Raw genomic sequence first — 25,215 nt, 5'->3', positions numbered from 1 at the left:
CGGCAAGGCCAACCGCCTCGTGCCCGGCCAGACCATGACGCTGCCCGACGGTGCCGGCTCGATCACCTTCGAGAAGGACATCAAGGAGTGGGCGAGCTTCCAGATCTCGCAGCAGCCCGGCAACGGCCTCGCCCTCACCGGCGCGATCGCCGCGATCGCGGGCCTGACCGGTTCGCTGTTCATCCAGCGGCGCCGGGTCTGGGTCCGGGCCGTGCGCGGTGAGGACGGCGTCACCGTCGTCGAGATGGCCGGGCTCGGCCGGAGCGAGTCCGCCAAGCTGCCGGAGGAGCTGGGCGACCTCGCGGTCGCGCTCACGGCGGAGGCCCCGCCCACGGCCTCAGTACCGGAACCCGCGGAAGAACCCGCAGAAGACCCTGCCCCTTCTGGAGAGGCCGACAAGTGATCCTCGCCGCCACGACCAACGAGAGCCTGGCGCAGATGAGCGACCTGCTCGTCTACTCCTCGATGGCTGTCTACACCCTGGCCTTCTTCGCCCACATCGCCGAGTGGGTGTTCGGCAGCCGCAGCAAGGTCGGCCGCACCGCCGCCGCCCTCACGCAGCAGGCCGAGGCCGCCCCGGCCGCCGTGACCGTCCAGGTCAAGCAGGCCGGCGGCACCGCCGTCCTCGACAAGCCGAAGGTCGTCACGCGCTCCGCGGCCGGCACCCGTGACGTGCCGGACGGTCCCGGCGCGGCCGGCGGCACGGTCAAGGGCGACCTGTACGGCCGCATCGCCGTCTCGCTCACCGTCCTCGCCTTCCTCATCGAGGCGGCGGGCGTGGTCAGCCGGGCGCTCTCCGTGCAGCGGGCCCCCTGGGGCAACATGTACGAGTTCTCCACCACCTTCTCCACGGTGGCGGTCGGCGCGTACCTCGGCTTCCTCCTCGCGAAGAAGAACGTCCGCTGGATCGGCCTCCCCCTGGTCACGACCGTCCTGCTCGACCTGGGCATGGCCGTCACCTGGCTGAAGACCCCCAGCGACCAGCTGGTCCCGGCGCTCGACTCGTACTGGCTGTGGATCCACGTCTCCACCGCGATCTTCTGCGGCGCGGTCTTCTACCTCGGCGCCGTCGCGACCCTGCTGTACCTCTTCCGCGACTCGTACGAGAACAAGCTCGCGACCGGCGGCAACCCGGGCTCCTTCACCCGCTCCGTCCTGGAGCGGCTGCCCGCCGCGGCCTCGCTCGACAAGTTCGCCTACCGGGTCAACGCGGCCGTCTTCCCGCTCTGGACCTTCACGATCATCGCCGGCGCGATCTGGGCCGGCGACGCGTGGGGCCGCTACTGGGGCTGGGACGCCAAGGAGGTCTGGTCCTTCATCACCTGGGTCGGTTACGCGGCGTACCTGCACGCGCGCGCGACGGCCGGCTGGAAGGGCCGGAAGGCCGCGTACATCGCGCTCATCGCCTTCGGTTGCTTCCTCTTCAACTACTACGGCGTCAACATCTTCGTGAGCAGCAAGCACTCGTACGCGGGCGTCTGAGCTGGCACCGGGCCTGTCCCGGGGTGACGCTGGAGGTATGAGCGAGATCCCCCGGGGCAGGAGCGAGACCCACGACGGCGACCGGCACCTGCTGCACTTCGTCGTGGACCTTCCGCAGCCGGTGCCGATGGTCTGGGCGGCCGTCGCCTCGCCCGAAGGCCTGCCGGGCTGGCTCTGCGAGGCGGACCCGCTGGAGCCGCGGCTCGGCGGGAAGGTCATCCTCCGCTGGCTCAACAGCGACACCGAGGTCTCCGGGCACGTGACCGCCTGGGACCCCGACGTCGTGGCCGAGTACACGGTCGGCCCCACGCACGGGCGGATCCGGTTCCACCTGGAACCGGGGTCCGACGGCGGAGGGTCGACCGTGCTGCGTTTCACGAACGAGTTCCACGGGACGCGGGAGTACCGGCTCGACTGCCTGGCCGGGTGGCACGAGCACTTCGAGCGGCTGCGCGACGCGCTTTCCGGTCACCCCACGGACTGGCGGGACTGGTCGCCCGAGCGCTGGCGGCACCTGCGTTCCCTGTACGAGCGCGACGAGGCCGCCTGGCCCAAGTGGGAGCCGTAAGGCTCACCCCCGCTTCGGCGGGAGGCACGTGTCCGTCGGGGGGCGGCCCTTCGGCCAGGCCATCTGGACGAAGCGCTGCGTGCCGTCCTGGGCCAGTTCCACGATCGGGATCGCCTTGTTGTACGGGTTTCCGTAGTTGTCCAGGCAGATCCAGCCGCTCGCGCCCTCTACCCGCAGGGAGCCCTTGACCTGCGGCCACTGTGTGCCCACGTCCTCCTTCGACGGGTACGCCGAGCCGTCCGGGGTTGCCTGCCGGATCGCGTGGACCGCCGTCGCCATCGCGTCGTACGCGATGATCGCCTGGCCGTCCGCGAGTGCCACCGGCCTGTCCTTCGGGGCGGCCTTGGCGATGTCCGTCACGAAGTCCGCGTACGCCTGCGCGGAGCCGCCCGTCCGGGGGAGCGTCCGCCCCGGCGCCGGTTTCCACGCGTCGGGGTGGGCGAGCGCCGCGTACCGCACGGTCAGCTTGTGCTGGAGGGCCTTCCGGTCGAGCTTCTTGTCCGCTCCCAGGTACGAGCCCTCGTCGCCGGTCAGGATCGTGAAGGCGCGGTCGACGCAGCCGCGGTCGCCGAGCGCGTTGATGAACTGGCGCAGCTGGGTGTGGCGGCCGGCGAAGAAGACGGTCTCGGCGCGGGTGTCGCAGATCAGATGGGTGATGTTGGTGAAGGTGTTCGCCGTCGTGCCCTCCTGGGTGGAGTCGGGGGCGGAGGTGAACTCCTGCGGCTCCAGGGGCGCGTTCTTGAGGGACGCGGCGAAGGCGGCCTTCAGGGTGTCGACGTAGTGGTCGCCGCTGCGGGTGTCCTGCACGAGGAGCGCCTTGGCGGCGTCGACCCGGCCGAAGTGCGCGAGCGCGTCGGCCTCGTCGCTGTTGGTGGGGGAGACGCGGGCGAGGCCGGGGAAGGGCTTGCGGCCGGGGCCGTTGGCGATGTCGTCGGCGGTGATGGTGGTGCCGACGACGGCGACCTGGGCGCGGGTGAGGGCGGTGACGGCCTCGCGCATCTCGGTGGAGGAGGTGGCGATGCCGGAGACGGCCCGCAGCCGCTCGGGGCCGTCGGCCAGGGCGACGAGCTGGTCGACGGTGGTGCGCCAGTGGGCGTTGCCCTGGCCGGTGTTGGCGAGGACGAGACGGATGGTGGGCCGTCGTCCGTTGGACTCCTGGTTGGCCCGGCGCTGGTAGGCGTACGCGCCCTGCACCTCGTGCAGGACCTTGATCCGCATGCCGGCGTCGGTGGAGGACAGGGGGAGGAGGACGGCGACGGTGACGTACTCGTCGTCCTTGAGCGTGGCGTTCTCGGCGCGGATGGCCTCGGCGACGTCCTTGAGGTCGGCGAAGCCGAAGTCGTGGCCGGTGCCGTTGACGCCGATGCACTCGTCGCTGCCGGCGGGGCGGGCCACGCCCGGGGCGCAGGAACGGTTTTCCGGCTGGGTGAGCCGGGTGAAGCCGTACCAGCCGAGACCGAGGACGAGGGCGGCCGTGACGAGCGCGGCGACGAGCTGCCGGCGGGGGGTGCGGACGTACCGGCTGATGATGTGGGGCATGGCGTCAGACTCCGTTCTCACGGCCCGGCGGCAGCGAGAGCTCCTGCCAGGCACGGATGTCGCGCGGCCAGTGGCCTGCCGCGTCCCAGAGCGAACCGCTGCCCGTCAGATGGCGGCCGGAGAGCCGGCGCAGCTCGTGCGCGAGCCGGTCGGCGACCTCGTCGTCGGGCAGTGCGAGCGGATCGGTGAGCAGCCACACGGCGTGCAGCAGCCGCCGTACGGACAGGTGGAGTGCGGTGGTGTCGGGGTCGAGGCCGTCGGGGAGGGCGTCGGGCGGCTCCTGGCCGAGGGCGACCGCGCGGCGCGGATCGGGGCCGGGACGGCCGCGCTCGCGGGGGTAGGGGGCGGCGGCGATGAACCGGAGCCTGCCCAGCCAGCCGAGGACGTCCTGCTCGGGGAAGGTCTCCCGCAGGTGCGTGACGGCCTCCTCGGTGCGGCCGAGGGCCAGGCCGTGGTGGAGGCGGTACGGGTTGGGGCCGGGACCGTAGTACCGGTACAGCGTCTCGTGGACGGCGTGCCAGGCGGCGTACCGGGGGTGGTCGCCGTCCTCGAAGCGCAGCCGGTACAGCAGCAGCGCGCGCAGCAGCGGGTCGGCGACGAAGTGGCCGGGTCCCTCGCCCCAGTCCTCGGCCCGTAACTGGTCGCGGACCCGCAGCGCCACGTCCCCGTCCAGGGACTCCGCCTGGAGCCGGGCGTGGGCGAGCATCCGGGCGGACTCCTCGTCGTGGGTCGCGGCCAGCACGGCGTACGGCCCCGGCCGGCGCACCGGCAGGAGTTCGGCGAGGAGCGTGGGGGCGACGGGCACCGGCGGGGCGTCCTCGCGCAGCTCCACGGTCAGGTCGAGGAGCCGGCCCGGAGTGAGGCCGGCCCGCAGCTCGGCGGGGGCCTCGCCGGCGGCCCGGCCGAGGAGGGCCACGCCGAGGGGCCGGCCGCCGGTCAGCCGGTGGACGGCGCGGGCGAGTTCGGCGGGGGTGCGGCCCGCCGGGTCGTGGTGGTCGAAGGCGGACTGGGTCTGGGCGGCGGAGAGCGGGGTCAGCTCGACGGCGAGGATGCCGGAGCCGACGCTCGTCCGGCGCGGGCAGGGCGCCCGGTGCTTGGTCTCCGGCAGCTTGGTGCGGGTGGCCTGGCGCAGGCCCTCGTGGTCGCGGACCCGGGAGGTGGCGAGGACGACGACCTTGTCGCGGCGGCCCTCGGCGGCGCGGGCGCGCAGGATCGGCTCGACGAGCTGCCGGCCGAGCGGCTCGTGGGCGTTGTCGAGGAGGAGCAGGGGCCTGCCGATGCGGCTGCCGCGCTGGAACCCGGTGTAGGCGTGGAGCAGGTCCTCGGTGAGGGCGCCGACGAGGAAGTCCTCGGCCTCGCGGCGCCGCCGGCCGTCGTGCTCGAAGTCGACGGCGAGCTGCTGGAGCCCGGCCTTGCCGCGCCCGCCGGCGTTGCGGTAACTGCCGTACCAGCTCTCGGAGGAGCGCTGGAGACGGCCGAAGACCTCTTCGAGGACGGTCTCCACGGTCGCCTCGGCGAGCAGTCCGGCGAGCGGGGCGGCGGCGTCGGCGAAGGTGGCGGCGAGCTTGGTGAGGACCTTGCCGACCCAGTTGCCGGCGGCGCCCCGGGTCGCGTCGACGGTCGCGAGGAGCGGCCCGAGCCGCTGGAGGTCGCGCCGGGCCCGCTCGTCGTCCTCCTGGGACCAGGCGAGCGAGGCGACCGCGACCAGACCGAGCGAGAGCCGGGGGAACCGCACGGGCCGGGCGCCGAACACCCTGGGCGACAGCTGCACGGCCAGCTCGGACAGGGCGCCGGTGACCGGGGTCCAGCCGGGGCCGTGGTCGGCGGGCGGCTCGACGTGCGCGCAGTCGAGGAGGGCGAGCGGGGTGTGGCCCTTGTAGCGGTTGCGGACCTCCTTGAGCAGGGCGGTCTTCCCCATGCCGCGCCCGCCGGTGAACACCGTCACCGGCGGGTCGTCCCCGTGCTCGTACGCGACGCGCGCGGCCCCCTGCCGGGTGAGTCCGACGAGCCGGGCGACGAGCCCGCCGTCGTCGAGGGCCGCCTCGCGGCCGTACAGCTCTCTGTCCAATCCCCTGCCACCCCCGTCACAGTCAACTCAAGGATATCGACGGTGTGTTGGGAAAGCGGCGGTCTTTTCGACTCCGTTCTCGGACCGTTTCCGGGTCTTGTCGGTCCGCCTTGTCGGTCCGTCTTGTCAGTCCGCTCGGATGGCGTCGAGCTGCCCCCGCAGATACGCATGCGACTCGATGCCGTTGATGGTCGTCCCGGGCGTGCACTCGTAGAAGTAGACGAGCGACATCAGCTCCTCGGCGGGCGCGTCGGCCGGCGGCGGCAGCACGCGATGGCGACCGGACCGCCACCGTCCGCCGGTCCAACCCGCCATCAGGTCCCCGATGTTGACGGTGAACGCGGCCGGGTCGTACGGGGCGTCCTGCCACCCGCCGGCCTCGGTGAACACCTGGAGCCCGCCCTTCCCCGCCTCCCGGTCGAGCACGGTCACCGTGCCGAAGTCCGTGTGCGGCCCGATCCGGAACTGCCCCGGCTCGGGCTCGCCGGTGCGCTCCCGTCCCGGGTACCAGTTGACGTTGAAGCCGAAGGTGGGGTGCCCGGTGTGCCGGGTGAAGAAGTCCCGCTCCTCGCCGAGCGCGACGCCGAGGACGTCGAGGACCCGGTCCGACAGCTCCTTCATCTGCGCCAGGTACGTGTCGAGGAGCGGCTTCAGCTCGGGGACCTCGGCGGGCCAGGTGTTCGGCAGGAACCACTCGGCGTCCACGACCGGGTCCCCGATCGGCTCCTCCGCCGCGAAGGACAGCGACTCCTTCAGGTCGGGCGGGGTCGCCGTGCCCTCCGCGTACCCGTTGGCCTCGGCCCCGGGCCCGAGCCACCCGCGCCCGCCGACGCGCACGGAGTACGACTCCTTGACGGCGGCCGGGAGGTGGAAGAAGGTGCGGGCGGTCTCACGGATGGCGGCCCGCAGCCCGGGGCCCACCCCGTGCCCGGTGACGAGCAGGAACCCGGCTTCGCGCAGGGCGCGGTCGACGGCGGGGAGTTGGGGTGCGGGGTCGCGGGTCAGGTCGATGACGGGCAGGTCGGCTTCACTCGTCACCGATGTCCTCGTTCCACAGGGCCGGGTTCTTCTCGATGAAGCTGCGCATGAGCCCGACGCACTCGGGATCGTCGAGCACGACGACCTCGACGCCGTGCTCGGCGAGCCAGTCGTGCCCGCCGTGGAAGGTCTCCGCCTCCCCGACGACCACCCGCGAGATCCCGAACTGCCGGACGAGCCCGGAGCAGTACCAGCAGGGCGAGAGCGTCGTGACCATCGTCGTCCCCCGGTACGAGCGCTGCCGGCCGGCGGCCCGGAAGGCGGCGGTCTCGGCGTGCGTGGACGGGTCCCCGTCCTGCACGCGCCGGTTGTGCCCGCGCCCGAGCAGGGTGCCGTCGGCGCCGTAGAGGGCGGCGCCGACGGGGATCCCGCCCTCGGCGAGCCCGGCGCGGGCCTCGTCGAGGGCGGTGCGGAGCCACCGGCGGTCTTGTTCCTGGTCCATGCGGGGAGCTTTCCCCGGTGGGGCGACGGCATCACGCTCCAGAAGGCTGCTCCTCCGTCGAGGGGGCCTCTGACGGCGCGTTCCGGAGCGCTACGTCACGGGAAGCCTGTAGCGCATCCGGTAACGGTGTGCCGCCTTGGTCATCAGCGTTACTTCGATCGGACGCCGGTCATCGGAATAGACCACCCGGAAAGCGAAGAGAACGGGCATGTCCTTCGGAAGCTCCAGCGCCACGACCTCCTCCTCGGTCGGGATCTCGGACGACAGCTCGTCCACGAACTCACGCGGGGGAAAACCCATCGCGTCGAGCAGTGCCGGGGTGCCGCCTCGAATGCGCTTCTTCTCCAGCATGGCCGTGCCCTCGACCAGGCTCAGCGGATAGTACGACCGGGTGAGCTCTGTCGGCTCCTCGTCGAGGAACAGGATCTGCTTGCGCAGTACGGCCTGTTCGCCGTCCTCCAGGCGCAGGGCCTCGGCCACTTCCTTCGGCGGGACGACGACCTCGACGTCGAGGAGTCGGGTCCTGCCGACCTGCTGCCGTTTCGCGGCCTCGGTCATCCATGGGTGGGGCTCGCCCGGCCCGGCCGGCGTCATGTAGGCGATCGGTTCGACGGACTGCTGGGCGTGCTGCCGCACGTACACGCCCTTGCCCGGGAGCCCTTCGAGGAGTCCCTCGGCCTTCAGCATCTGGAGGGCCTTCTGGACGGTCGTGTTGGCCACGCCGCCGTGCTGCTCCATCAGCTCGGCCGTCGAGCCCAGCTTGCTTCCCGGAGGAAGGTCTCCGCGGGTGATCTGCCGCCGGAGCTCCGCCGCGATCTTCTGGTGCGGTGATCTCGGGTCCTTGAACTCCTTCGCCATCACACGCCCTGCTTCCCGAGCCGGTACGTGAGGTGTCTGCCGGCCGGCATGGTCATCAAGGATGCCTCCATCGGTGTTCCGTCGGCGGTCCGCGTCAGGCGCAGCAGGTGGAGGACGGCGCTGCCCTCGGGCAGGCCCAGGTGCTCGCGCTCCTCTGCGGTGGCGAGGGCGGCACTTACGTCCTCCACGACCTCGGCGCCGGAGTATCCGAGTTCCTTGAGCAGGGTGACGGCGCCGCCGGGCACCTTGCGCGGTTCCGCCAGGGGCGTGCCTCCGGCGATGGGTACGGGGTAGTAGGAGTCGGCCAGCTCTACGGGCTGGTCGTCGAGCAGGATCAGCCTGCGCCTGACGATCACGCGCTCGGCGGAGGACAACCGCAGTGCGGTGCGGACCGCGTCGGGGGCGTCCACTTCGCCTGCCTGGAGAAGCCGCTGGCCGCCACGGCGCCCACGGTGAGCGGCCTCGTCGGTCCATGCGTCGCTCTGGCCGGGCTCGCGCGGGGCCAGGTACGGCGCGGTCTCGCTGATCCACGCATCGCCCGACATGTTCCTACCTCCAGCTCGCTGTTGTCAGCGACCCTACTTCGTTGGTCCTGTCGGACCAGGGGGCACCTTAAGTGCTTGCGCCTTATGGTTGCTTGCGCTTAAGGTGCGGTCTCATGGAAGCCACGGATGCTGACGAATCGCAGCACGGTGTTCCCGTACCGCCGACGGGTTTGAGCCCGGAGCTCCACGCTCGTGCGGAGGCCGGATGGCAGAAGTTTCTCGACCGGTGGTTCGACGCCTGTGAAGAGCCCGAACAGTGAAGCCGGTGAACGTGGACACTCCTTCGCAAGGGAGCTGACGACATGCGGAACCCTTTCCTGCGGGCCTTGAGCCGGGCATGGATCCCGGTCCTCCTCTGGCCGCTGACGCTGGTCCTGCCGCCCACACGGACCGCGCAGCGCAAGCGCCGCCGGACGCTCTGGCCGGCGACCGCCGGGGTGTACATCGCCCACCGCAACATCCACGCCGTCGGGAGCGCCCGATGAGCCGCTGCGGGGCGCGGCGCTCCGTGTACGCCGTCGCGGAGATCGTACGCCCGGTGTGGGGCGGCTCGGTCTGCGTGCTCGCCGTGGGCCACGAAGGCTCGCACCGCGACCGCGCGGGCGACGGCTGGTGGGTGACGCCGGAGATCGCCGACGCGGTGACCGTGTCCCTGCTGACCGGTGCCCTCACGACCGCGCCCGAGCCGGAGTACCGGTCGCCGCGCTGCATCGTCGGCCGTCACGATCACTGCCGCGACCACGCACCCCGCGACAGCGGCGTACCGGGGGTCCGCTACCTCGTGTGCGGGTGCCCGTGCCGTCCGGCGCCACCTGAACAGCAGGTATTCGATTGCGGAGGCGGCTCTCGGCGGTGAGGATCGGCGGTTGTCCAGGTCCTGGGCACCCGTCGACCACGCCCAGCGCGGTGTGTCGTTCAAGGAGATCACCATGGAAGCCGCAGACGTGGCGGACGAGAAGTCCTGGTACGCGGTGCGCTGCGTGTTCCGGTGGGACGCCTGGGAGGGCGCGCCCTACGAGGAGCGCCTGACGCTGTGGCAGGCCGTCTCGATGGACCAGGCCATCGCCAGGGCGGAGGGCGAGGCGCGTACCTATGCGAGGGAAAACGGCCATCGCTACCTGGAGTTGGCCCAGTGCTACCGCCTGGCCACCGAAGGGCGGCCGGACGACGGGGACGAGGTCTTCTCCCTCCTGCGCGACAGTTCCCTCGACGAGGAGGCCTATCTGGACCGCCACTTCGAAACCGGCCACGAGCACCAGGGCACCACGACCGCATCATGAGGTCAGCCCTGGTTCAGGGACCCACCCGCACCATCGTGCTGTCCAGCCGCCGCAGTTTCTTCAACTCGATGTGCTGAGGTGCGCCCCCGGCCACCTCTACGGAGAAGACGGCTTCGAACGGATGCCCCTGAGCGACGATTGCGTGGGAGAGGATGTCCGAGCGGGCGAGGAGCAGCGCTGCGGCGCTCGTGCCGAAACCGAAACTGCCGGCCAGGATGACGACGCTTCGCTCGTGGTTGAAGGGGTTGGTCGCCCGAATGAGGATTCCCTGGTCGACGACGAGCTGATCCCTGGCGTCCATGACGCACCGCATGACGTCACTAGTCACGGAGTCGTAGATGTTCGCGTCGTGCGCATCGCCGGGCCCGAAGGCGAAGGTCACCGGCAGTCGCTGTATGACCTCGGCGGTCACTTGGTTGGAGTGCGGCCCGCCGACCAGGATCAGGTTGCCTTGACGTTCGAGCCCGGTGAGCTGGTGGCTCGGCGTCAGCGGAAGTTGATCGACCCCTGCCTGCTTCAGTTGTTGCCGAAGTTCGTTCAGCGCCAGCACGTCTCCCACGCCGACGAGCCCCGACCGCTCCCAGATGTAGTGCTCCTCATTGATGAAGATCGAGGTCACGACCTTGAGGTCCTCGGTGGCGAACCGTTTCCAGAAGCCTCGGATGTTGCGGAATCGCCACAGATTGCGCGCCTTGTCGAATGACCAGCCGGCCGTGAAAGCGATAGCAGCGGAAGACAGGTTGATCACGAGGTCCTGGAGGCTGCTGTTCACCCAAGGTGCTCCGATCGAGACGGCGTCGACGGCGTGGTGCTCCTTGGTTCCTCCCCCCTTCGATCGACACTGTCACCAGGCGACATGCCGAGCCGAGGCGTATTTTTCCTCCGTCATCTCATGTCACTCCTTCGACGCGCGCCACAGGAGCCCTCGCCCAGCCGCTACGCGACGGCGGCCGCTGCCTCGTCCTCGTAGGGGAAGCGGGCGAGGGGGGTCTCGCCCTGGAAGAAGGTCTTCGCGCGGGCCATCGCCTGCTCGTCGGCCCGTACCCGGCCCGGGCGGGAGCCCGTCCCGGTCAGTACGCCGCCGAAGTGCATCCCCAGGTAGGCCGCCGAGTGGTTCAGGCTCGTCACCAGGCCGTCCGCGACCTCGTGCTCCTCGTGCGCCAGGGCCGTCACGCCCCACAGAGTGCCGCCCGCCATGCGCTCCTTGAAGTCCGAGCCCGGCACGTTCAGCCAGCCCGACCAGTAGTCGAGGTAGCGCTTGGTCTGCGCGGAGAGGGCGTACCAGTACAAGGGCGAGACGATGACGATGTCAGTGGCGTCGATCGTCGCCTGGCGCAGGAGTTCCTCCACCTCGCCGGGCTGCCGGCCGGCGTCCTCGTGCCGCCCGTCCTGGAAGTCCGGCAGCGCCAGCCGGTTCAGGTCCACCCAGCGCTGCGGGATGTCCGAGGGCAGGTGCGCGGCGGCCGCGCGGGCCAGGATCTCGGAGTTGCCGTCGGCGCGGGAGCTGCCGAGGACGAAGAGGAACGAGCGGTTCGTTTCACGTGCGGCTTCGGAGGTCATGACCGGTGTCAACTTCGCCTTCCCCGGCCGTATTCCAGTCCCCATCGGCCGCGCCGATCGCCCCCATCGGCAGGACGCCCCACTGGCCCGTGGACCCGCCCCCGGCCTCCTTCGTAGCGTCGTCGGCATGAGAAACGAGACCAAGGGAACCCTTGAACTGACCCTCGCCATGGTGCTCTCCGGCACCCTCGGCGTCTTCGTCGTCGAGTCCGGGGCATCGCCCTTCGAGGTGGTGTTCTTCCGGTGCCTCTTCGGGGCCCTCGCGCTCGGGGTCTACAGCCTCGTGCGGGGGTTCTTCACCGGGCACGGGTTCACCGCGAAGAAGCTGGGGCTCGCCGCGCTCGGCGGGGTGTTCATCGTCTTCAACTGGGTTTTCCTCTTCGAGGCGTACGCCGCCACCTCGATCTCCCTCGCCACCGTCGTCTACCACACCCAGCCGTTCTTCCTCGTGCTCCTCGGGGCCGTCTTCATGAGGGAGCGGATCTCCGGCGGCAAGCTGGGGTGGCTCGCCCTCGCCTTCGTCGGGCTCGTTCTCGTGTCCGGCGTCCGGCCCGGTGACACCGCCTCCCTCGCCGGGCTCGGGTTCGCCCTCGCCGCCGCCGTCCTCTACGCCCTCGCCACCTTCGTCACCAAGCGCATCACCGGCGTACGGCCCCATCTCATCGCCCTCGTCCAGGTGCTGGTGGGGATGCCGCTGCTGCTGCCCTTCGTCGACTTCGGAGGTGTCGGCGGGGGCGGCTGGGGCTGGCTCGTCGGGCTCGGGTTCATCCACACCGGGCTCATGTACGTGCTCATGTACGCCGCCTACGCCAAGCTGCCCACCGCCAAGATCGCCGTGCTCGCCTTCACCTACCCCGCCGTCGCCATGGGCGTCGACTGGGCGGTGTACGGGCATCACATCGGGCTCGTCCAGGCGCTCGGCGTCCCGCTGATCGTGCTCGCCAGCCTCAAGGTCACCCTCGCTGCTCGGACACAAGGCGTCGCGCCTGCTCCACGAACAGCCGCACGTGCGCCGGAAGCCGCTTCCCCCGCCGCCACGCGAGCTGCGTGAAGAGCGTGAACGGGGCCTTCCACGCCAACTCGACCAGGGTCCCCGACGCCAGTTCCTCCTCGACCGTCACCCTCGGCAGCAGCGCCACCCCCAGGCCCGCCGCCACCCCCCGCTTCGTCGCCTCGATCGTGCCGAACTCCATGAACGGCGGCGCCCACTCCCGCAGCTCCGCCTCGAACAGGTCGCGGTACGGGCAGCCCGGCTCGGTGCCCACCAGCTGCGCCTCCGCCAGGTCCGCGCTCGTCAGGGCCGTACGGCCGACGAGGGGATGGTCCGGGCCGGCCACGAGCACCAGCGGTTCCGGCGCCAGGACCTCCGACTCCAGGCCCTCGTGCTCCGTCTCCGGCTCCATCAGGAAGCCGACGTCGTACGTGCCCTGCCGCAGGGCCTGGCGGGTCTCGTCGCCCAGGGTGGGGCGCAGGGTCAGGCGGACCTTGGGGTAGCGGTGGTGGAAGTACTCCAGGAGCGGCGGCAGCCGGTACGAGGTCAGGGACTCCATCGTGCCGATCGCGATCGCGCCCGAGGGTTCCGCCGTCGCCGCCACCGCCGTACGGGCCTCCTCCGCGAGGTCCGTCATCCGATGGGCGTACGGGAGGAGCCGCTCGCCCGCCTCCGTCAGGCGGATGCGGCTGCCGAGGCGTTCGAAGAGTTCCACCCCGAGGGAGGATTCGAGGGATCTGATCTGGGCCGTGACGCTCGACTGGGCGTAGCCCAGCTCCGCCGCCGCCCGGGTGAAGGAGAGGACGTCGGCCACCTTCTCGAAGGTGGCCAGGAGCCGTAGCTCCATCAGCCCTCGGCCCCCGTGTCCTCACCGGACTTGCCCTGCTCGCGCCGCTTCAGTTCCTCCTCGCGGCGGCGCAGGTCCGCCTCCCAGTCCTTGAGGAGGTTCTCGTCCTTCACGTCTTTAGAAGATGCAGCCTCCTCGCGGAGGGACTTCAGGAACTCCGGGTTGTCGTCCGGGGCGACCCACTCGTGCCGGTGGTTCCGGTGCCACTCGGAGGGCGTACGGCCTCCGGCGGGCGCGTGGCGCAGCTTGCCGGCGGCGAACCACACGATCGGGCCCACGATCCAGAACAGCAGGATGATGATGACCCAGACCACCTTCGGCAGGTGCTTGACCTCGTCCTCGGGGGTGTTCAGGCAGTCGATGAAGGCATAGATCGTCAGCGCCAGCGGCAGGATGTACATCAGTGCCCTGAGCATGTGGTGCGGCCCCCTGGAAGCGGTGGCGGGGGCGCGTTTCAGCGGCCCCGGTGACGAGCCAAGACTAGCCCGTGACCGATACTGGCCCTTATGGCTTACGACGATCTGCGCTCGCTGCTCAGGGCCCTGGAGCGCGAAGGCGACCTCAAGCGCATCAAGGCCGAAGTCGACCCGTACCTGGAGGTCGGGGAGATCGTCGACCGGGTGAACAAGGCGGGGGGTCCGGCGCTTCTCTTCGAGAACGTCAAGGGGGCCTCGATGCCGCTCGCCATGAACGTCTTCGGGACCGACCGGCGCCTCCTCAAGGCCCTCGGCCTCAAGTCGTACGGCGAGATCAGCGAGAAGATCGGCGGGCTCCTCAAGCCGGAGCTCCCGCACGGCTTCGTCGGGGTCCGCGAGGCCTTCGGCAAGCTGGGCTCGATGGTCCACGTGCCGCCGAAGAAGGTGAAGTCCGACGCGGCTCCCGTGCAGGAGGTCGTGCTCACCGGGGACGACGTCGACCTCGATCTCCTTCCCGCGCTGTTCACCTGGCCCAAGGACGGCGGCTCCTTCTTCAACCTCGGGCTCACCCACACCAAGCACCCCGAGACCGGTGTGCGGAACCTGGGGCTCTACCGGCTCCAGCGGCACGACAAGCGCACCATCGGCATGCACTGGCAGATCCACAAGGACAGCCGCAACCACTACGCCGTCGCCGCCGAGCGCGGCGAGCGGCTTCCGGTCGCCATCGCCTTCGGCTGCCCGCCGGCCGTCACGTACGCCTCCACCGCCCCGCTGCCCGGCGACATCGACGAGTACCTCTTCGCCGGCTTCGTGCAGGGCAAGCGGATCGAGATGGTCGACTGCAAGACCGTCCCGCTCCAGGTCCCGGCCCACGCCGAGGTCGTCGTCGAGGGCTGGCTGGAGCCCGGCGAGATGCTGCCCGAGGGGCCCTTCGGCGACCACACCGGCTTCTACACCCCGCAGGAGCCCTTCCCCGCCCTGAAGATCGACTGCATCACGATGCGGAAGCGTCCGCTGCTCCAGTCGATCGTCGTCGGCCGGCCGCCGACGGAGGACGGACCGCTCGGGCGGGCCACGGAGCGTTTCTTCCTGCCGCTCCTCAAGATCATCGTGCCGGACATCGTCGACTACCACCTGCCGGAGTCGGGCGGCTTCCACAACTGCGCGATCGTCTCGATCGACAAGAAGTACCCGAAGCACGCGCAGAAGGTCATGCACGCCATCTGGGGCGCGCACATGATGTCGCTGACCAAGCTGATCATCGTGGTCGACAAGGACTGCGACGTGCACGATCTGCACGAGGTGTCCTGGCGGGCGCTCGGGAACACGGACTACGCCCGTGACCTGACCGTGGTCGAGGGGCCGGTGGATCATCTCGACCACGCCTCCTACCAGCAGTTCTGGGGCGGCAAGGCCGGTATCGACGCCACCAAGAAGCTGCCCGAGGAGGGCTACACCCGGGACGGCGGCTGGCCGGACATGGTGGAGTCCGACCCGGCGACGGCGGCCCTGGTGGACCGCCGCTGGAAGGAGTACGGGCTGTGACCACCGCGGCCGTGCCCGGCGCCCAGCCCGGGCGCACCAAGGCGTTCCTGCGGCTCGTGATGATCGAGCACTCGGTCTTCGCGCTGCCCTTCGCCTACATCGCCTCCCTCACCGCGATGTTCCAGCTCGACCGGAACATCCACTGGTGGACGCTCTTCCTCGTCACCGTCTGCATGGTGGGCCTGCGGACCTTCGCCATGGCCTGCAACCGGATCATCGACCGCGAGATCGACGCGCGTAATCCGCGGACGGCCGGGCGCGAGCTGGTGACCGGTGCGGTGTCCGTGCGGTCCGCGTGGACCGGGGCCGGGATCGCCGTCGTCGTGTTCCTGGGCGCGGCGGCGCTGCTCAACCCGCTCTGTCTGGCGCTCGCGCCGCTCGCCGTCATCCCGATGGTCGTCTATCCGTACGGGAAGAGGTTCACGAACTTCCCGCACGCGATCCTCGGTCTCGCCCAGTCCATCGGGCCGATCGGCGCCTGGCTCGCCGTGACCGGGGAGTGGTCCTGGGACGCGGTCATCCTGGGCCTCGCGGTCGGCGTCTGGATCGGCGGCTTCGACCTGATCTTCGCCTGCCAGGACGTGCAGGCGGACCGGGCGCACGGCGTCATGTCGGTGCCTGCCCGCTTCGGCGTGCCCGCCGCGCTGTGGGGCGCTCGTGTGTCCGCGGTCGTCACCACCGGGCTGCTCGTCTGGTACGCCCTCGCCACCGACGCGGGTCTCTTCTTCTGGGTCGGTCTGGTGATCGTGGTCGTCGCCTTCTGCTACGAGCACACGATCGTGAAGCCGCACGACCTGTCCCGGCTGAACCGGGCGTTCTTCACGACGAACGGGTTCATCGGCATCAGCCTGTTCGTGTGCGCGCTGCTCGATCTGCTGGTCCGCGGGCTCACCCCGTAGGCCCGGCCGATGGCGGATAGGCTCGACGGCATGAACGACGGCAAGCGCACCCCCTGGATCGTGGGGGTTTCCGGGGCGTCGGGTACGCCGTACGCCGCCGCCGTGCTCAGGGGGCTGCTCGCCGCGGGGGAGAGCGTCGACCTCGTCGTGTCGCGGGCCTCGCGGCTCACGCTGCTCGACGAGACGGGGATCGCCTTCCGGGACGCGCACTGGCGCGAGGACCTGGCGGCCTGGCTGGCGCGGGGTGCGGACGGGAAGCCGGACGCGTTCGCCGTGGATCCGGCGGACCCGGGGGACGTGCGGTACTGGGCGGCCGGGGACCTGGCCGCGGGGCCGTCCTCCGGTTCGTACCCGGCGAAGGGGATGCTGGTGGTGCCGGCCTCGACCGCGGCGGTGGCGGGAGTGGCACTCGGGCTCTCGAAGGACCTGCTGCAGCGGGTCGCGAGCGTGACGCTGAAGGAGCGGCGTCCGCTGGTGGTCTGCGTGCGGGAGACCCCGCTGAACGGGCAGACGCTCAAGCACATGGTGGCGCTGGACGAGGCGGGCGCCGTGGTGCTGCCCGCCTCTCCGGCGTTCTACGCGGGGGCGACGCACATCCAGGATCTGGTGGACTTCGTCGCCGGGCGGGTGCTGGACGCGGCGGGAGTGCCGCACCAGCTGTACCGCCGGTGGGAGGGAGAGCTCGGTGGAGCCCTCTCGTCTGATTAGCGCTTCTTGGCGTGCTTCTTCGCGGCGCGCTTCGAGGCGGACGGCTGGTGGGCACGCGAGCGGTTGGCCAGGTCCTGCAGCTCGCGCATGCGTGCGTAGGCCATCTCGATCGTGTACACGGTGAACACCACTCCTGAAGATCGTCTTTGATCTGAATGAACGATTCACAGGGTGTCGCGCCCTGTGTACCTTAGATTCTATACCTAAACTTGCGGTATCGCTGGACAATGGAAGGCTTCATACCTATGGACGCCGTGGACAGGCAGCTCATCCAGGCTCTGCGCGAGAACGGCCGCGCCTCGTACGCCGAGCTCGGCCGGCTCGTCGGGCTCTCCGGCCCCTCCGTCACCGACCGCATCAACCGACTCGAGGCCGCCGGGGTCATCACCGGCTACCGCGCCACCGTCGACGCCGCCTCGCTCGGCCTCGGCGTCACCGCCCTCATCGGCATCTCCCTCTCCGACGCCGCCGACCACGAAGACGTGGCCCGCCGCCTCAAGGACCTCGCCGAGATCGAGGACTGCTGGTTCATCGCCGGCGACGACTCCTTCATGCTCAAGGTGCGCGCGAACGACGTCGACGGCCTGGAGAAGACGATCCGCCGGCTCTCCGGCACCAAGGGCGTCTCCCGGACGCGTACCACGATCGTGCTCTCCACCAAGTGGGAGAACCGGGTCGGGGAGCTGCCCGAGGAGGGCTGAGAGTACGGTGGGCAGAGCTTGATTTCGGAGAAATAAAGGGAGGCGGCCGTACATGGACGCGGGACTCAAGCGCGAACTTGAGCAGAAGGTCCGGGACGGTGAGCGGCTGAGCCGTGAGGACGGCATCGCCCTGTACGAGTCCGACGACCTCGCCTGGCTCGGCGGTCTGGCCCACGAGGTCCGGACCCGCAAGAACGGCGACGTGGTCCACTTCAATGTCAACCGGCATCTGAACATGACCAACGTCTGCACCGCCTCCTGCGCCTACTGCTCCTTCCAGCGCAAGCCGGGCGAGAAGGACGCGTACACCATGCGCATCGAGGAGGCCGTGCGCCTCGCGAAGGCGATGGAGAACGAGAACCTCACCGAGCTCCACATCGTCAACGGGCTCCACCCCAACCTGCCCTGGCGCTACTACCCGCGCTCCCTCTCCGAGCTCAAGAAGGCCCTGCCGAACGTCTCCCTCAAGGCGTTCACGGCGACGGAGATCCACCACTTCGAGACCATCTCCGGCCTCTCCGCCTCCGAGATCCTCGACGAGCTCATCGAGGCCGGCCTCGAGTCGCTGACCGGCGGCGGCGCCGAGATCTTCGACTGGGAGGTCCGCCAGCACATCGTGGACCACAAGACCCACTGGGAGGACTGGTCCCGGATCCACCGCCTCGCGCACGAGAAGGGTCTGAAGACCCCGTGCACGATGCTCTACGGGCACATCGAGGAGCCGCGCCACCGCGTGGACCACGTGCTGCGGCTCCGTGAGCTCCAGGACGAGACCGGCGGCTTCCAGGTCTTCATCCCGCTGCGCTACCAGCACGACTTCGTCGACATGCAGGACGGCAAGGTCCGCAACAAGCTCCAGGCGCGCACCACGATGGCGACCGGCGCCGAGGCCCTGAAGACCTTCGCGGTCTCCCGGCTGCTCTTCGACAACGTGCCGCACGTCAAGGTCTTCTGGGTCATGCACGGCGTCCAGACGGCGCAGCTGGCGCTCCAGCACGGCGCCGACGACATGGACGGCTCGGTCGTCGAGTACAAGATCACGCACGACGCCGACAACTACGGCACGCCGAACAAGCTGGGCCGCGAGGACCTGCTCGAACTGATCCGCGACGCGGGCTTCCGGCCGGTCGAGCGGAACACGCGGTACGAGATCATCCGCGAGTACCCGGGCCCGGACGCGGAGCGGCGCGAGTCGCCGCAGGCGATGCGGTTCTGACGTACGTGACGGACGGAAAGGGCCGGTGGGGTCACCCACCGGCCCTTTCCGCGTCTCACGTCAGCGGCAGCAGCATGATGACGTCGTCGCGGTCGTCGCCGGGGGCGACCCGGATCGCGTCGGGGACGCGGCCGACCTCCTTGTAGCCGGACTTGGCGTAGAAGCCTTCGAGGCCCGTGCCGCCGCGGCAGGTCAGCCGGATCGCCTCGATCGCCTCGAAGCCCTCGGCGGTGCGGGCGGTGTGCTCGACCGCCGCCATGAGGTCGCGGCCGTACCCCTTGCCCTGGTGCCGGGGGTGGACCATCACGGTGTAGAGCCACACCCAGTGGGTCATCAGCCGGTGGGCGTTGAAGGTGAAGAACGCGGTGGCGGCGACCCGGCCGTCCTCGTCGCGGCCGACGAGGAGGCGCGTACCGCCCTCGGCCATCCCGACGAGGTGCTTGAGCAGGGCGGGGCGTATCGCGTCGGGGGTCACGGGGGGTACGAAGCCGACGGAGCCGCCCGCGTTGGAGACGTCGGCCCAGAGGGAGAGCACGCCGTCGCGCAGGGCCGGGTCGACTGCCGGATCCACCTCGAAGGTAAGGGTCATGAGGTTAGGTTATCTATTACCTCTACCGCGCTCAAGAGGGCCGGTCCCGGGTCGGCCTCCGTCGCGTGCTTCACTGGATGGCGCTCGTCCCTCATGGGAACTTTGGGATCTTTCGGAACGGAAGAGTGGACTGACATGCTCCGCTACACGCTGATGCGGCTCGGGATCTTCGCCGGGTGCTTCCTCGCCCTGTGGGGTCTCGTCTACGTCGGCGCGCTGCCGCGCGGTCTGGGCGACTCGAACCTGCTCTGGGTCCTCGTCCTCTCCATCGTCGTCTCCGCCCCGCTGAGCTTCGTCCTCCTGCGCAAGGTGCGGGACGAGGCGAGCGCCGAGGTCGTGGCGAAGGTCGAGCGCGCCAAGGGCCGGCTGGACGCGAACCGCTCCCAGGAGGACGCGCTGTAGCGCCGCGTCCCCGCGCGCCGTATCCCGTATAAGGGCTGCGTAAGCTTCCTCACAGACGCCTCACCCCGGGCAGAGCCTTCCAAGGCTCCGGCCTGGGGTGTTCTGCGTTTCATAGGCATACGGGGCTTTCCGGGCCTCAAAGAATGGCTTTGAGGTTCTCAAAGTTCAAGTGTTAACGTGTTCGACGTGAAGTCAGCAGAGCGCCTCTCCCATGCCCCGAGCACCCCGCTCGTGGCGCGCCTGCACGTCGATCTCTGCCGCTGTATGTCCGCGGTCTGTTGCCGCGCCTTCTGATCCGGCATCATGCAGCGGCCCGCGCCCAGCGCGCGTGTGCCGCACCCCCGTCCCCGTATTCCCCGATACGCACCTGTGGAGTGTGCCCGTGTCCGCGTCCGCCACCGCGACCGAGAACGAGTCCAAGCCCTCGTCCCGAATACCCAAGGTCCCCTTCTGGGCCCAGATCATCGCCGGTCTGGCCCTCGGTGCCCTGCTCGGCTGGATCGCCCGCAGCCAGGACGTCTCCTGGCTGAAGGACACCCTCGGCCAGATCGGCGACATCTTCGTCCAGCTGCTCAAGCTGGCCGTCGCGCCGCTCGTCTTCTTCGCGATCCTGGTCTCGATCACCAACCTGCGGAAGGTGAACAACGCCGCCCGGCTCGCCACCCGCACCCTGCTCTGGTTCATGATCACCTCGCTGATCGCGGTCGGCATCGGCCTCGCGATCGGTCTGATCACCAACCCGGGCGCCGGCACCGGCCTCACCCCGCAGGACGGCAAGCTGCCGAAGCACGAGGGCACCTGGATCGACTTCCTCACCGGCATCATCCCGACGGACGTCATCACGCCCTTCACCGAGCTGAACGTCCTCCAGATCGTCTTCATGGCCGCCGTCGCCGGCATCGCCGCCCTCCAGCTCGGCGACCGCGCCAAGCCGATCCTCACCCTCTCCGAGTCGGCCCTCGAGCTCCTCCAGAAGGCCCTGTGGTGGGTCATCCGCCTCGCCCCGCTCGGCACCGTCGGCCTCATCGGCTTCGCCATCGCCGACTACGGCTGGGACCTGATCGGCAAGTACGCGACCTTCACCGCCGACATCTACGTCGGCTGCGCCCTGGTCCTCTTCGGCGTCTACCCGCTGCTGCTCGCCACGGTCGCCAAGGTCAACCCGCTCCAGTTCTACAAGGGCGCCTGGCCGGCCATCCAGCTGGCCTTCGTCTCCCGCTCCTCGGTCGGCACCATGCCGGTCACCCAGAAGGTCACCGAGCGCCTCGGCGTCCCGAAGGAGTACGCCTCCTTCGCCGTCCCGTTCGGCGCCACCACCAAGATGGACGGCTGCGCCGCGATCTACCCGGCGCTCGCCGCGATCTTCATCGCGCAGATCTTCGACGTGCAGCTCGGCATCGGCGACTACGTCCTGATCGCCTTCGTCTCGGTCATCGGCTCGGCGGCCACCGCCGGCCTCACCGGCGCGACGGTCATGCTCACCCTGACCCTCTCCACCCTGGGCCTCCCCCTGGAGGGCGTCGGCCTCCTCATGGCGATCGACCCGATCCTGGACATGATGAGGACGGCAACGAACGTTGCAGGGCAGGCGCTGATCCCGGTGATCGTCTCCGCCCGCGAGAAGATCCTCGACCTCACCGCGTACGAGAACGCCTCGTCCTCCCCGGTCGACGACCCGGCCGGGATCGGCGAGACCGACAAGAAGGTCGCGGTCACGGCCGCCGCCTGACCCCCGCACCGAGCCCGCGCGCCCCCTGCCCCCGTCCGGGCAGGGGGCGCGTACGCTTTCGCGGGGCATCCAGTGGATCTTGGAAGCAGGGGTGGGCGCCATGGCCGGTGGGGCGAAGGCGCGGCGGTTGCCGCGGGCCGTGCGGGAGGGGCAGATGCTGGACGCGGCCGTGCGGTGCTTCGCGCGGCACGGGTACCAGACGGCGTCCATGGACGAGATCGCCGAGCTCGCCGGGGTCTCCAAGCCGCTGGTCTATCTGTATCTGGGCTCCAAGGAGGAGCTGTTCACCGCCTGCATACGGCGGGAGGCGGGGGCCCTGCTCCGGGCCGTGGCTGCCGGGGTCGGAGGGTCCGAGGTGCCGCCCGACGAGCGGCTCTGGGCGGGGCTGCTCGCCTTCTTCACGTACGCCGCCGAGCACCCGGACTCGTGGGTGGTGCTGAGCCGGCAGGCGCGGACGCACGGGGAGCCGTTCGCCGGTGAGGCCGCGCGGATGCGGGACGAGATCGTGGGCTTCGTGGCCGGGTTGATCGGGGAGGCGGCCGGGGAGGCGGGCGGCGACATCACCTCGCGGGACGTGGAGGCGCTCGCGCAGGCCCTGGTCGGTTCCGCCGAGTCCCTGGCCGGTTGGGCCGACGAGACCCCGGGGGTGACGGCCAGGGAAGCCGCCGCGACGCTGATGAACTTCGCCTGGGCCGGGCTCGGAAACCTCATGAAAAGCGAGCGCTGGTCTCCCCGTTGAGCCTTACCGCGCAGTAAGGTTACCGGCTAGTCAAGGCAGTCGAGACACCGCAGGGCTCAACGCACCGACGCACGACCTCAGTTCATCGCGCAGACCGAGGAGCCGCCCGTGTCCGTCGTCACCGCCGCATCCGGGACCGAGCCGGTCGAACCGCGGAAAGTGCTCGTCGACGGGCGGGTGCGGGAGGTGTCCGTGCCCGCGCTCGTTCCCCGGGTGGCCCGCGGCTCGCTCGCCGACCTGCCGTACGACAACGCCCGGCAGGATCCCGAGGCCGTGCTCTTCTCCCGGAAGGACGCGGACGGGGCGTGGCACGACGTCACCGCCGCCCGGTTCGCCGCCGAGGTGCACTCCGTCGCCAAGGGCCTCATCGCCCACGGCCTGCGCCCCGGCGACCGGCTCGCCCTCATGGCCCGCACCACCTACGAGTGGACCCTGATCGACTTCGCCGCCTGGGCCGCCGGGCTCGTCACCGTCCCCGTCTACCCCACCTCCTCCGCCTTCCAGACCCGCTGGATCCTCCAGGACTCCGGGGCCGCGGCCTGTGTCGTCGAGGACGTCGAGCAGGCCCGCATGGTCTCCGCCGAGCGGCGGCAGCTGCCCGGCCTCGCCCACCTCTGGGTCCTCGACGCCGGCGCCGTCGACCAGCTCCGCAGGGCCGGCGCGCGGGTCGCCGACGAGGCGGTCACCGCCCGCCGGGGACTGCTCACCCCGGCGACCCTCGCCACCCTCATCTACACCTCCGGCACCACCGGCCGCCCCAAGGGCTGCGCCCTCACCCACGCCAACTTCTTCGCCGAGGTCGACAACGCGGTCCGGCTCCTCCACCCCGTCTTCGTCTCGGAGAGCAAGGAGCCCGCCGCCACCCTCCTCTTCCTGCCGCTCTCCCACGTCTTCGGGCGGATGGTCGCCGTCGGCTGCGTCCGCGCCCGCGTCCGCGTCGGGCACGCGCCCTCCGTCGAGGGCGAGGAACTCCTCACCGACCTGGCCGCCTTCCGGCCCACGTTCCTCCTCGCCATCCCGTACGTCCTGGAGAAGGTCTTCAACAGGGCCCGCGCCACCGCCGAACGCGGCGGGAAGGCCGCCGTCTTCGACCGGGCCGCGCAGGTCGCCCGCCGGTACGGGCGGACGGCCACGCCCTCGCTCTCCCTGCGCGCCGCACGGGCCCTGTACGACACGCTCGTCTACCGGCGGATCCGCGACGCGCTCGGCGGCCGCGTCAAGTACGTGATCTGCGGCGGCTCCCCGCTCGGCGCCCGGCTCGCCGAGTTCTTCGCGGGCGCCGGCGTGGAGGTCTTCGAGGGGTACGGCCTGACGGAGACCACCGCCGCCGCCACGGTCACCCCGCCGCGCCGGCCGCGCACCGGGACCGTCGGCTGGCCGCTGCCCGGCACGGCCGTCCGCATCGCCGACGATGGCGAGGTCTGGCTCAGGGGCGGCCACGTCTTCGCCGGCTACTGGGACGCGCAGCGCGGGACGGCCCTGCCGTACACCGACGAGGGCTGGTTCCCCACCGGCGACCTGGGCTCGCTCGACGAGGACGGCTATCTGCGGATCACCGGCCGCAAGAAGGACATCCTCATCACGACGTCGGGCAAGAACGTCGTCCCCGCCCCGCTGGAGGACTGGCTGCGCGCCCACCCGCTGGTCGCCCAGTGCATGGTGATCGGCGACGACCGCCCGTACGTCACGGCCCTGGTCACCCTGGACCACGAGGGCCTGACGCACTGGCGGCGGATGCGGCGCAAGGACCATCTGGCGCTCTGGGAACTGGCCCGGGACCCGGAGCTGCTCGCCGCGCTCCAGCGGGGGGTGGACGACGCCAACCGGCTGGTCTCGCGGGCCGAGTCGATCCGGGCCTTCCGGGTCCTGACGACCGAGTTCTCGGAGGCCTCCGGCCATCTGACGCCGTCCCTGAAGCTCAAACGGCGGGCGGTGCTGCGGGACTTCGCCCGCGACATCGAGGAGATGTACGGCTCCGAGGGGGCCCGCCCGTAGCGGCGCGCCCCTCCGCGTCAGCGGGCGGGGCCGATGGCGTCACCGTTCGCGGGCTGGTGCGTGGTCGCGGCCCGCAGCCGGTTCCCGGTCGCGCGTACCGGAGTTCTACGGCCAGAGGAGTTCGCGGGTCCAGCCGTCCGGGGCGGTGCGGCGGTAGCGGAGGCGGACGTGGCGGCGGCGGGCGTCGCCCTGGAAGAACTCGACCTCGGCCGGTTCGACCACGTACAGGGTCCAGGTGGGGGCGGGGGCGTCCGGTTCCGCCTCGGCCCGGTGCCAGGCCGCCTCGCTCGCCTCGGCGAGGGTCCCGGGGGAGTCGAGGACCTCGCTCTGCCGGCCCACGAGCGCCGCGGCGAGGGCGCCGGTGGTGCGGGCGTGGAGGTCCTCGTACGCCTCCTCGGGGGTGCCGGTGGTGACGTGGCCCCGGACGCGGACCTGGCGGCCCTGGACCGGCCAGTAGAAGCCGAGCGCGGCCTCGGGGCGGGCGGCGAGCTGGCGGCCCTTGGCACTGCCGGCGTGCGAGGCGAAGTGCCAGCCGCGGGCGTCGGCGTCGTGCAGCATCACCGTACGGACGTCGGGGCGGCCTTCCTCGTCCACGGTGGCCAGGGAGAGGGTGTGCGGCTCGGTCTGGCCGGCCGCGACCGCCGCCGTGAACCAGTCGTGGAAGAGGGGGAGCGGCTCGGGCGGGGCGCTCGCCGGGTCGAAGGAGGGGAGGACGGTGTCCCAGACCCGGAGCGAGTGGAGGGCTTGGTGGAAGTCGGTCATGCGGTCACGGTAGGGCGTGCGGTGGTGTCGTAGTCCTCGATCGGGACGGCGTTCGCCGTGGCCTGGATCTCGTCGCGGATCTTCTTCGCGATGAGGTTCTTCCAGGGGGTCTTCGGCAGCGTCCGGACCATGAGCATGCGCAGGGCGATCTTCCACTTCCGGTCGACGACCATCTCCTTGACGAAGCGCTCGGCCATCTTCTGGTTGCGCTCCACGCCGGGTCGCATCCGCTGCTCGTAGCGGGCGAAGGCGACGGTGTGGTCGCCGCCCGCCCGGGCGAGCTCGCCCGCCAG

29 protein-coding genes and 1 pseudogene are annotated in these 25,215 nt (G+C 70.7%); 16 read left to right on the top strand and 14 right to left on the bottom strand.

Features of this window, described 5'->3' with window-relative positions; genetic code table 11:
• The 3 genes from CCN56_RS06160 to CCN56_RS06150 form a co-directional block, all read left to right on the top strand.
• A partial coding sequence (locus CCN56_RS06160) for a cytochrome c biogenesis protein ResB (protein WP_143664438.1) occupies window positions 1-403 on the top strand: 403 nt, incomplete at its 5' end.
• A complete protein-coding gene (gene ccsB / locus CCN56_RS06155; RefSeq protein ID WP_086824359.1) occupies window positions 400-1,482 on the top strand; it encodes a c-type cytochrome biogenesis protein CcsB in 1,083 nt (360 codons plus the stop codon). The genes CCN56_RS06160 and ccsB, both read left to right, overlap by 4 nt.
• Before the next feature lie 37 nt (window positions 1,483-1,519).
• The gene (locus tag CCN56_RS06150; protein WP_086824356.1) at window positions 1,520-2,050 is read left to right on the top strand and encodes an SRPBCC domain-containing protein; all 531 of its coding nucleotides are present in this window, start codon (window positions 1,520-1,522) and stop codon (window positions 2,048-2,050) included.
• 3 nt (window positions 2,051-2,053) lie between these two features.
• Here the strand turns inward: CCN56_RS06150 and CCN56_RS06145 are convergent, their stop codons facing one another.
• From CCN56_RS06145 to CCN56_RS06120, 6 genes are all read right to left on the bottom strand, one after another.
• Window positions 2,054-3,589 (bottom strand): ABC transporter substrate-binding protein, encoded by a 1,536-nt coding sequence (locus CCN56_RS06145; RefSeq protein WP_086824354.1) that lies wholly within the window; start codon window positions 3,587-3,589, stop codon window positions 2,054-2,056.
• Window positions 3,590-3,593: 4 nt separating this feature from the next.
• Window positions 3,594-5,657 carry a hypothetical protein gene (locus CCN56_RS06140; protein WP_086824352.1) on the bottom strand — a complete coding sequence of 688 codons (2,064 nt, stop codon included), beginning with the start codon at window positions 5,655-5,657 and terminating at the stop codon, window positions 3,594-3,596.
• Window positions 5,658-5,783: 126 nt separating this feature from the next.
• On the bottom strand, window positions 5,784-6,695 hold the full coding sequence (locus tag CCN56_RS06135; protein WP_086824350.1) for an isopenicillin N synthase family oxygenase: 912 nt from the start codon (window positions 6,693-6,695) through the stop codon (window positions 5,784-5,786).
• Window positions 6,685-7,137, bottom strand: a complete 453-nt coding sequence (locus tag CCN56_RS06130; RefSeq protein ID WP_086824348.1) for a nucleoside deaminase — start codon at window positions 7,135-7,137, stop codon at window positions 6,685-6,687. The genes CCN56_RS06135 and CCN56_RS06130 overlap by 11 nt, the downstream gene beginning before the upstream one ends.
• Window positions 7,138-7,227: 90 nt before the next feature.
• Window positions 7,228-7,995, bottom strand: coding sequence for a GntR family transcriptional regulator (locus tag CCN56_RS06125; RefSeq protein WP_086824346.1), 768 nt, complete (start codon window positions 7,993-7,995; stop codon window positions 7,228-7,230).
• Window positions 7,995-8,540 carry a GntR family transcriptional regulator gene (locus CCN56_RS06120; RefSeq protein ID WP_086824343.1) on the bottom strand — a complete coding sequence of 182 codons (546 nt, stop codon included), beginning with the start codon at window positions 8,538-8,540 and terminating at the stop codon, window positions 7,995-7,997. Before CCN56_RS06120 ends, CCN56_RS06125 begins: the two co-directional genes overlap by 1 nt.
• Window positions 8,541-8,842: 302 nt before the next feature.
• Between CCN56_RS06120 and CCN56_RS06115 the strand changes: the two genes are divergently transcribed.
• The 3 genes from CCN56_RS06115 to CCN56_RS06105 are packed head-to-tail and all read left to right on the top strand — an operon-like array spanning window position 8,843 to window position 9,820.
• Entirely contained in the window at window positions 8,843-9,025 is a 183-nt protein-coding gene (locus CCN56_RS06115) for a hypothetical protein (protein ID WP_086824341.1), read from the top strand.
• On the top strand, window positions 9,022-9,396 hold the full coding sequence (locus CCN56_RS06110) for a hypothetical protein (protein ID WP_086824339.1): 375 nt from the start codon (window positions 9,022-9,024) through the stop codon (window positions 9,394-9,396). The genes CCN56_RS06115 and CCN56_RS06110 overlap by 4 nt, the downstream gene beginning before the upstream one ends.
• 10 nt (window positions 9,397-9,406) lie before the next feature.
• A complete protein-coding gene (locus CCN56_RS06105) occupies window positions 9,407-9,820 on the top strand; it encodes a hypothetical protein (protein ID WP_256961791.1) in 414 nt (137 codons plus the stop codon).
• A 13-nt stretch (window positions 9,821-9,833) separates the two neighbouring features.
• Here the strand turns inward: CCN56_RS06105 and CCN56_RS06100 are convergent, their stop codons facing one another.
• Together CCN56_RS06100 and CCN56_RS06095 are read right to left on the bottom strand one after the other, a co-directional pair.
• On the bottom strand, window positions 9,834-10,592 hold the full coding sequence (locus CCN56_RS06100; protein ID WP_086824337.1) for a hypothetical protein: 759 nt from the start codon (window positions 10,590-10,592) through the stop codon (window positions 9,834-9,836).
• Window positions 10,593-10,756: 164 nt separating this feature from the next.
• Window positions 10,757-11,380 (bottom strand): flavodoxin family protein, encoded by a 624-nt coding sequence (locus tag CCN56_RS06095; protein WP_086824335.1) that lies wholly within the window; start codon window positions 11,378-11,380, stop codon window positions 10,757-10,759.
• 127 nt (window positions 11,381-11,507) lie between these two features.
• On the opposite strand from CCN56_RS06095, the gene CCN56_RS06090 reads away from it, so the two are divergent.
• On the top strand, window positions 11,508-12,431 hold the full coding sequence (locus CCN56_RS06090; protein WP_086824333.1) for a DMT family transporter: 924 nt from the start codon (window positions 11,508-11,510) through the stop codon (window positions 12,429-12,431).
• Here the strand turns inward: CCN56_RS06090 and CCN56_RS06085 are convergent.
• Window positions 12,334-13,218, bottom strand: coding sequence for a LysR family transcriptional regulator (locus CCN56_RS06085; protein WP_086824330.1), 885 nt, complete (start codon window positions 13,216-13,218; stop codon window positions 12,334-12,336). The genes CCN56_RS06090 and CCN56_RS06085 overlap by 98 nt on opposite strands.
• Entirely contained in the window at window positions 13,218-13,634 is a 417-nt protein-coding gene (locus CCN56_RS06080; RefSeq protein WP_086824327.1) for a PLD nuclease N-terminal domain-containing protein, read from the bottom strand. Before CCN56_RS06080 ends, CCN56_RS06085 begins: the two co-directional genes overlap by 1 nt.
• Before the next feature lie 90 nt (window positions 13,635-13,724).
• On the opposite strand from CCN56_RS06080, the gene CCN56_RS06075 reads away from it, so the two are divergent.
• The 3 genes from CCN56_RS06075 to CCN56_RS06065 are packed head-to-tail and all read left to right on the top strand — an operon-like array spanning window position 13,725 to window position 16,789.
• Window positions 13,725-15,182 (top strand): menaquinone biosynthesis decarboxylase, encoded by a 1,458-nt coding sequence (locus CCN56_RS06075; protein WP_086824325.1) that lies wholly within the window; start codon window positions 13,725-13,727, stop codon window positions 15,180-15,182.
• On the top strand, window positions 15,179-16,081 hold the full coding sequence (mqnP, locus tag CCN56_RS06070; protein WP_179199706.1) for a menaquinone biosynthesis prenyltransferase MqnP: 903 nt from the start codon (window positions 15,179-15,181) through the stop codon (window positions 16,079-16,081). Before CCN56_RS06075 ends, mqnP begins: the two co-directional genes overlap by 4 nt.
• Window positions 16,082-16,111: 30 nt before the next feature.
• Entirely contained in the window at window positions 16,112-16,789 is a 678-nt protein-coding gene (locus CCN56_RS06065) for a UbiX family flavin prenyltransferase (RefSeq protein ID WP_086824321.1), read from the top strand.
• On the opposite strand, the gene CCN56_RS44265 is transcribed toward CCN56_RS06065, so the two are convergent.
• Entirely contained in the window at window positions 16,786-16,908 is a 123-nt protein-coding gene (locus CCN56_RS44265) for a hypothetical protein (protein WP_256961793.1), read from the bottom strand. The genes CCN56_RS06065 and CCN56_RS44265 overlap by 4 nt on opposite strands.
• A 126-nt stretch (window positions 16,909-17,034) precedes the next feature.
• Here CCN56_RS44265 and CCN56_RS06060 point away from each other — a divergent pair, with 126 nt between their 5' ends.
• On the top strand, window positions 17,035-17,490 hold the full coding sequence (locus tag CCN56_RS06060) for an Lrp/AsnC family transcriptional regulator (protein ID WP_017241016.1): 456 nt from the start codon (window positions 17,035-17,037) through the stop codon (window positions 17,488-17,490).
• A gap of 52 nt (window positions 17,491-17,542) precedes the next feature.
• Window positions 17,543-18,706 carry an aminofutalosine synthase MqnE gene (mqnE, locus tag CCN56_RS06055; protein WP_086824319.1) on the top strand — a complete coding sequence of 388 codons (1,164 nt, stop codon included), beginning with the start codon at window positions 17,543-17,545 and terminating at the stop codon, window positions 18,704-18,706.
• A 55-nt stretch (window positions 18,707-18,761) separates the two neighbouring features.
• Here mqnE and CCN56_RS06050 read toward each other — a convergent pair whose 3' ends face one another.
• Window positions 18,762-19,295: a GNAT family N-acetyltransferase gene (locus CCN56_RS06050; protein ID WP_086824317.1), complete on the bottom strand. Its 534-nt coding sequence runs from the start codon at window positions 19,293-19,295 to the stop codon at window positions 18,762-18,764.
• A gap of 135 nt (window positions 19,296-19,430) precedes the next feature.
• Here CCN56_RS06050 and CCN56_RS06045 point away from each other — a divergent pair, with 135 nt between their 5' ends.
• From CCN56_RS06045 to CCN56_RS06030, 4 genes are all read left to right on the top strand, one after another.
• Window positions 19,431-19,697, top strand: coding sequence for a DUF4229 domain-containing protein (locus CCN56_RS06045; RefSeq protein ID WP_030691732.1), 267 nt, complete (start codon window positions 19,431-19,433; stop codon window positions 19,695-19,697).
• Window positions 19,698-20,079: 382 nt separating this feature from the next.
• Window positions 20,080-21,426, top strand: a complete 1,347-nt coding sequence (locus tag CCN56_RS06040; protein WP_086824315.1) for a dicarboxylate/amino acid:cation symporter — start codon at window positions 20,080-20,082, stop codon at window positions 21,424-21,426.
• Window positions 21,427-21,526: 100 nt separating this feature from the next.
• Window positions 21,527-22,165, top strand: a complete 639-nt coding sequence (locus tag CCN56_RS06035) for a TetR/AcrR family transcriptional regulator (protein ID WP_086824360.1) — start codon at window positions 21,527-21,529, stop codon at window positions 22,163-22,165.
• A gap of 108 nt (window positions 22,166-22,273) precedes the next feature.
• Window positions 22,274-24,160 carry a long-chain fatty acid--CoA ligase gene (locus tag CCN56_RS06030; protein WP_086824313.1) on the top strand — a complete coding sequence of 629 codons (1,887 nt, stop codon included), beginning with the start codon at window positions 22,274-22,276 and terminating at the stop codon, window positions 24,158-24,160.
• Window positions 24,161-24,265: 105 nt separating this feature from the next.
• Here the strand turns inward: CCN56_RS06030 and CCN56_RS06025 are convergent, their stop codons facing one another.
• Together CCN56_RS06025 and CCN56_RS06020 are read right to left on the bottom strand one after the other, a co-directional pair.
• On the bottom strand, window positions 24,266-24,922 hold the full coding sequence (locus CCN56_RS06025) for a pyridoxal 5'-phosphate synthase (RefSeq protein WP_086824311.1): 657 nt from the start codon (window positions 24,920-24,922) through the stop codon (window positions 24,266-24,268).
• Window positions 24,919-25,215: pseudogene (locus CCN56_RS06020) on the bottom strand (FAD-dependent oxidoreductase); the annotation flags it as partial. The pseudogene CCN56_RS06020 and the gene CCN56_RS06025, both read right to left, overlap by 4 nt.

Source organism: Streptomyces sp. NRRL B-24572 (assembly GCF_002156145.1).
Lineage (GTDB): Bacteria > Actinomycetota > Actinomycetes > Streptomycetales > Streptomycetaceae > Streptomyces > Streptomyces vietnamensis.
Note: the sequence above shows the minus strand (reverse complement) of the source record. Positions and strands in the feature narration are given on the sequence as shown.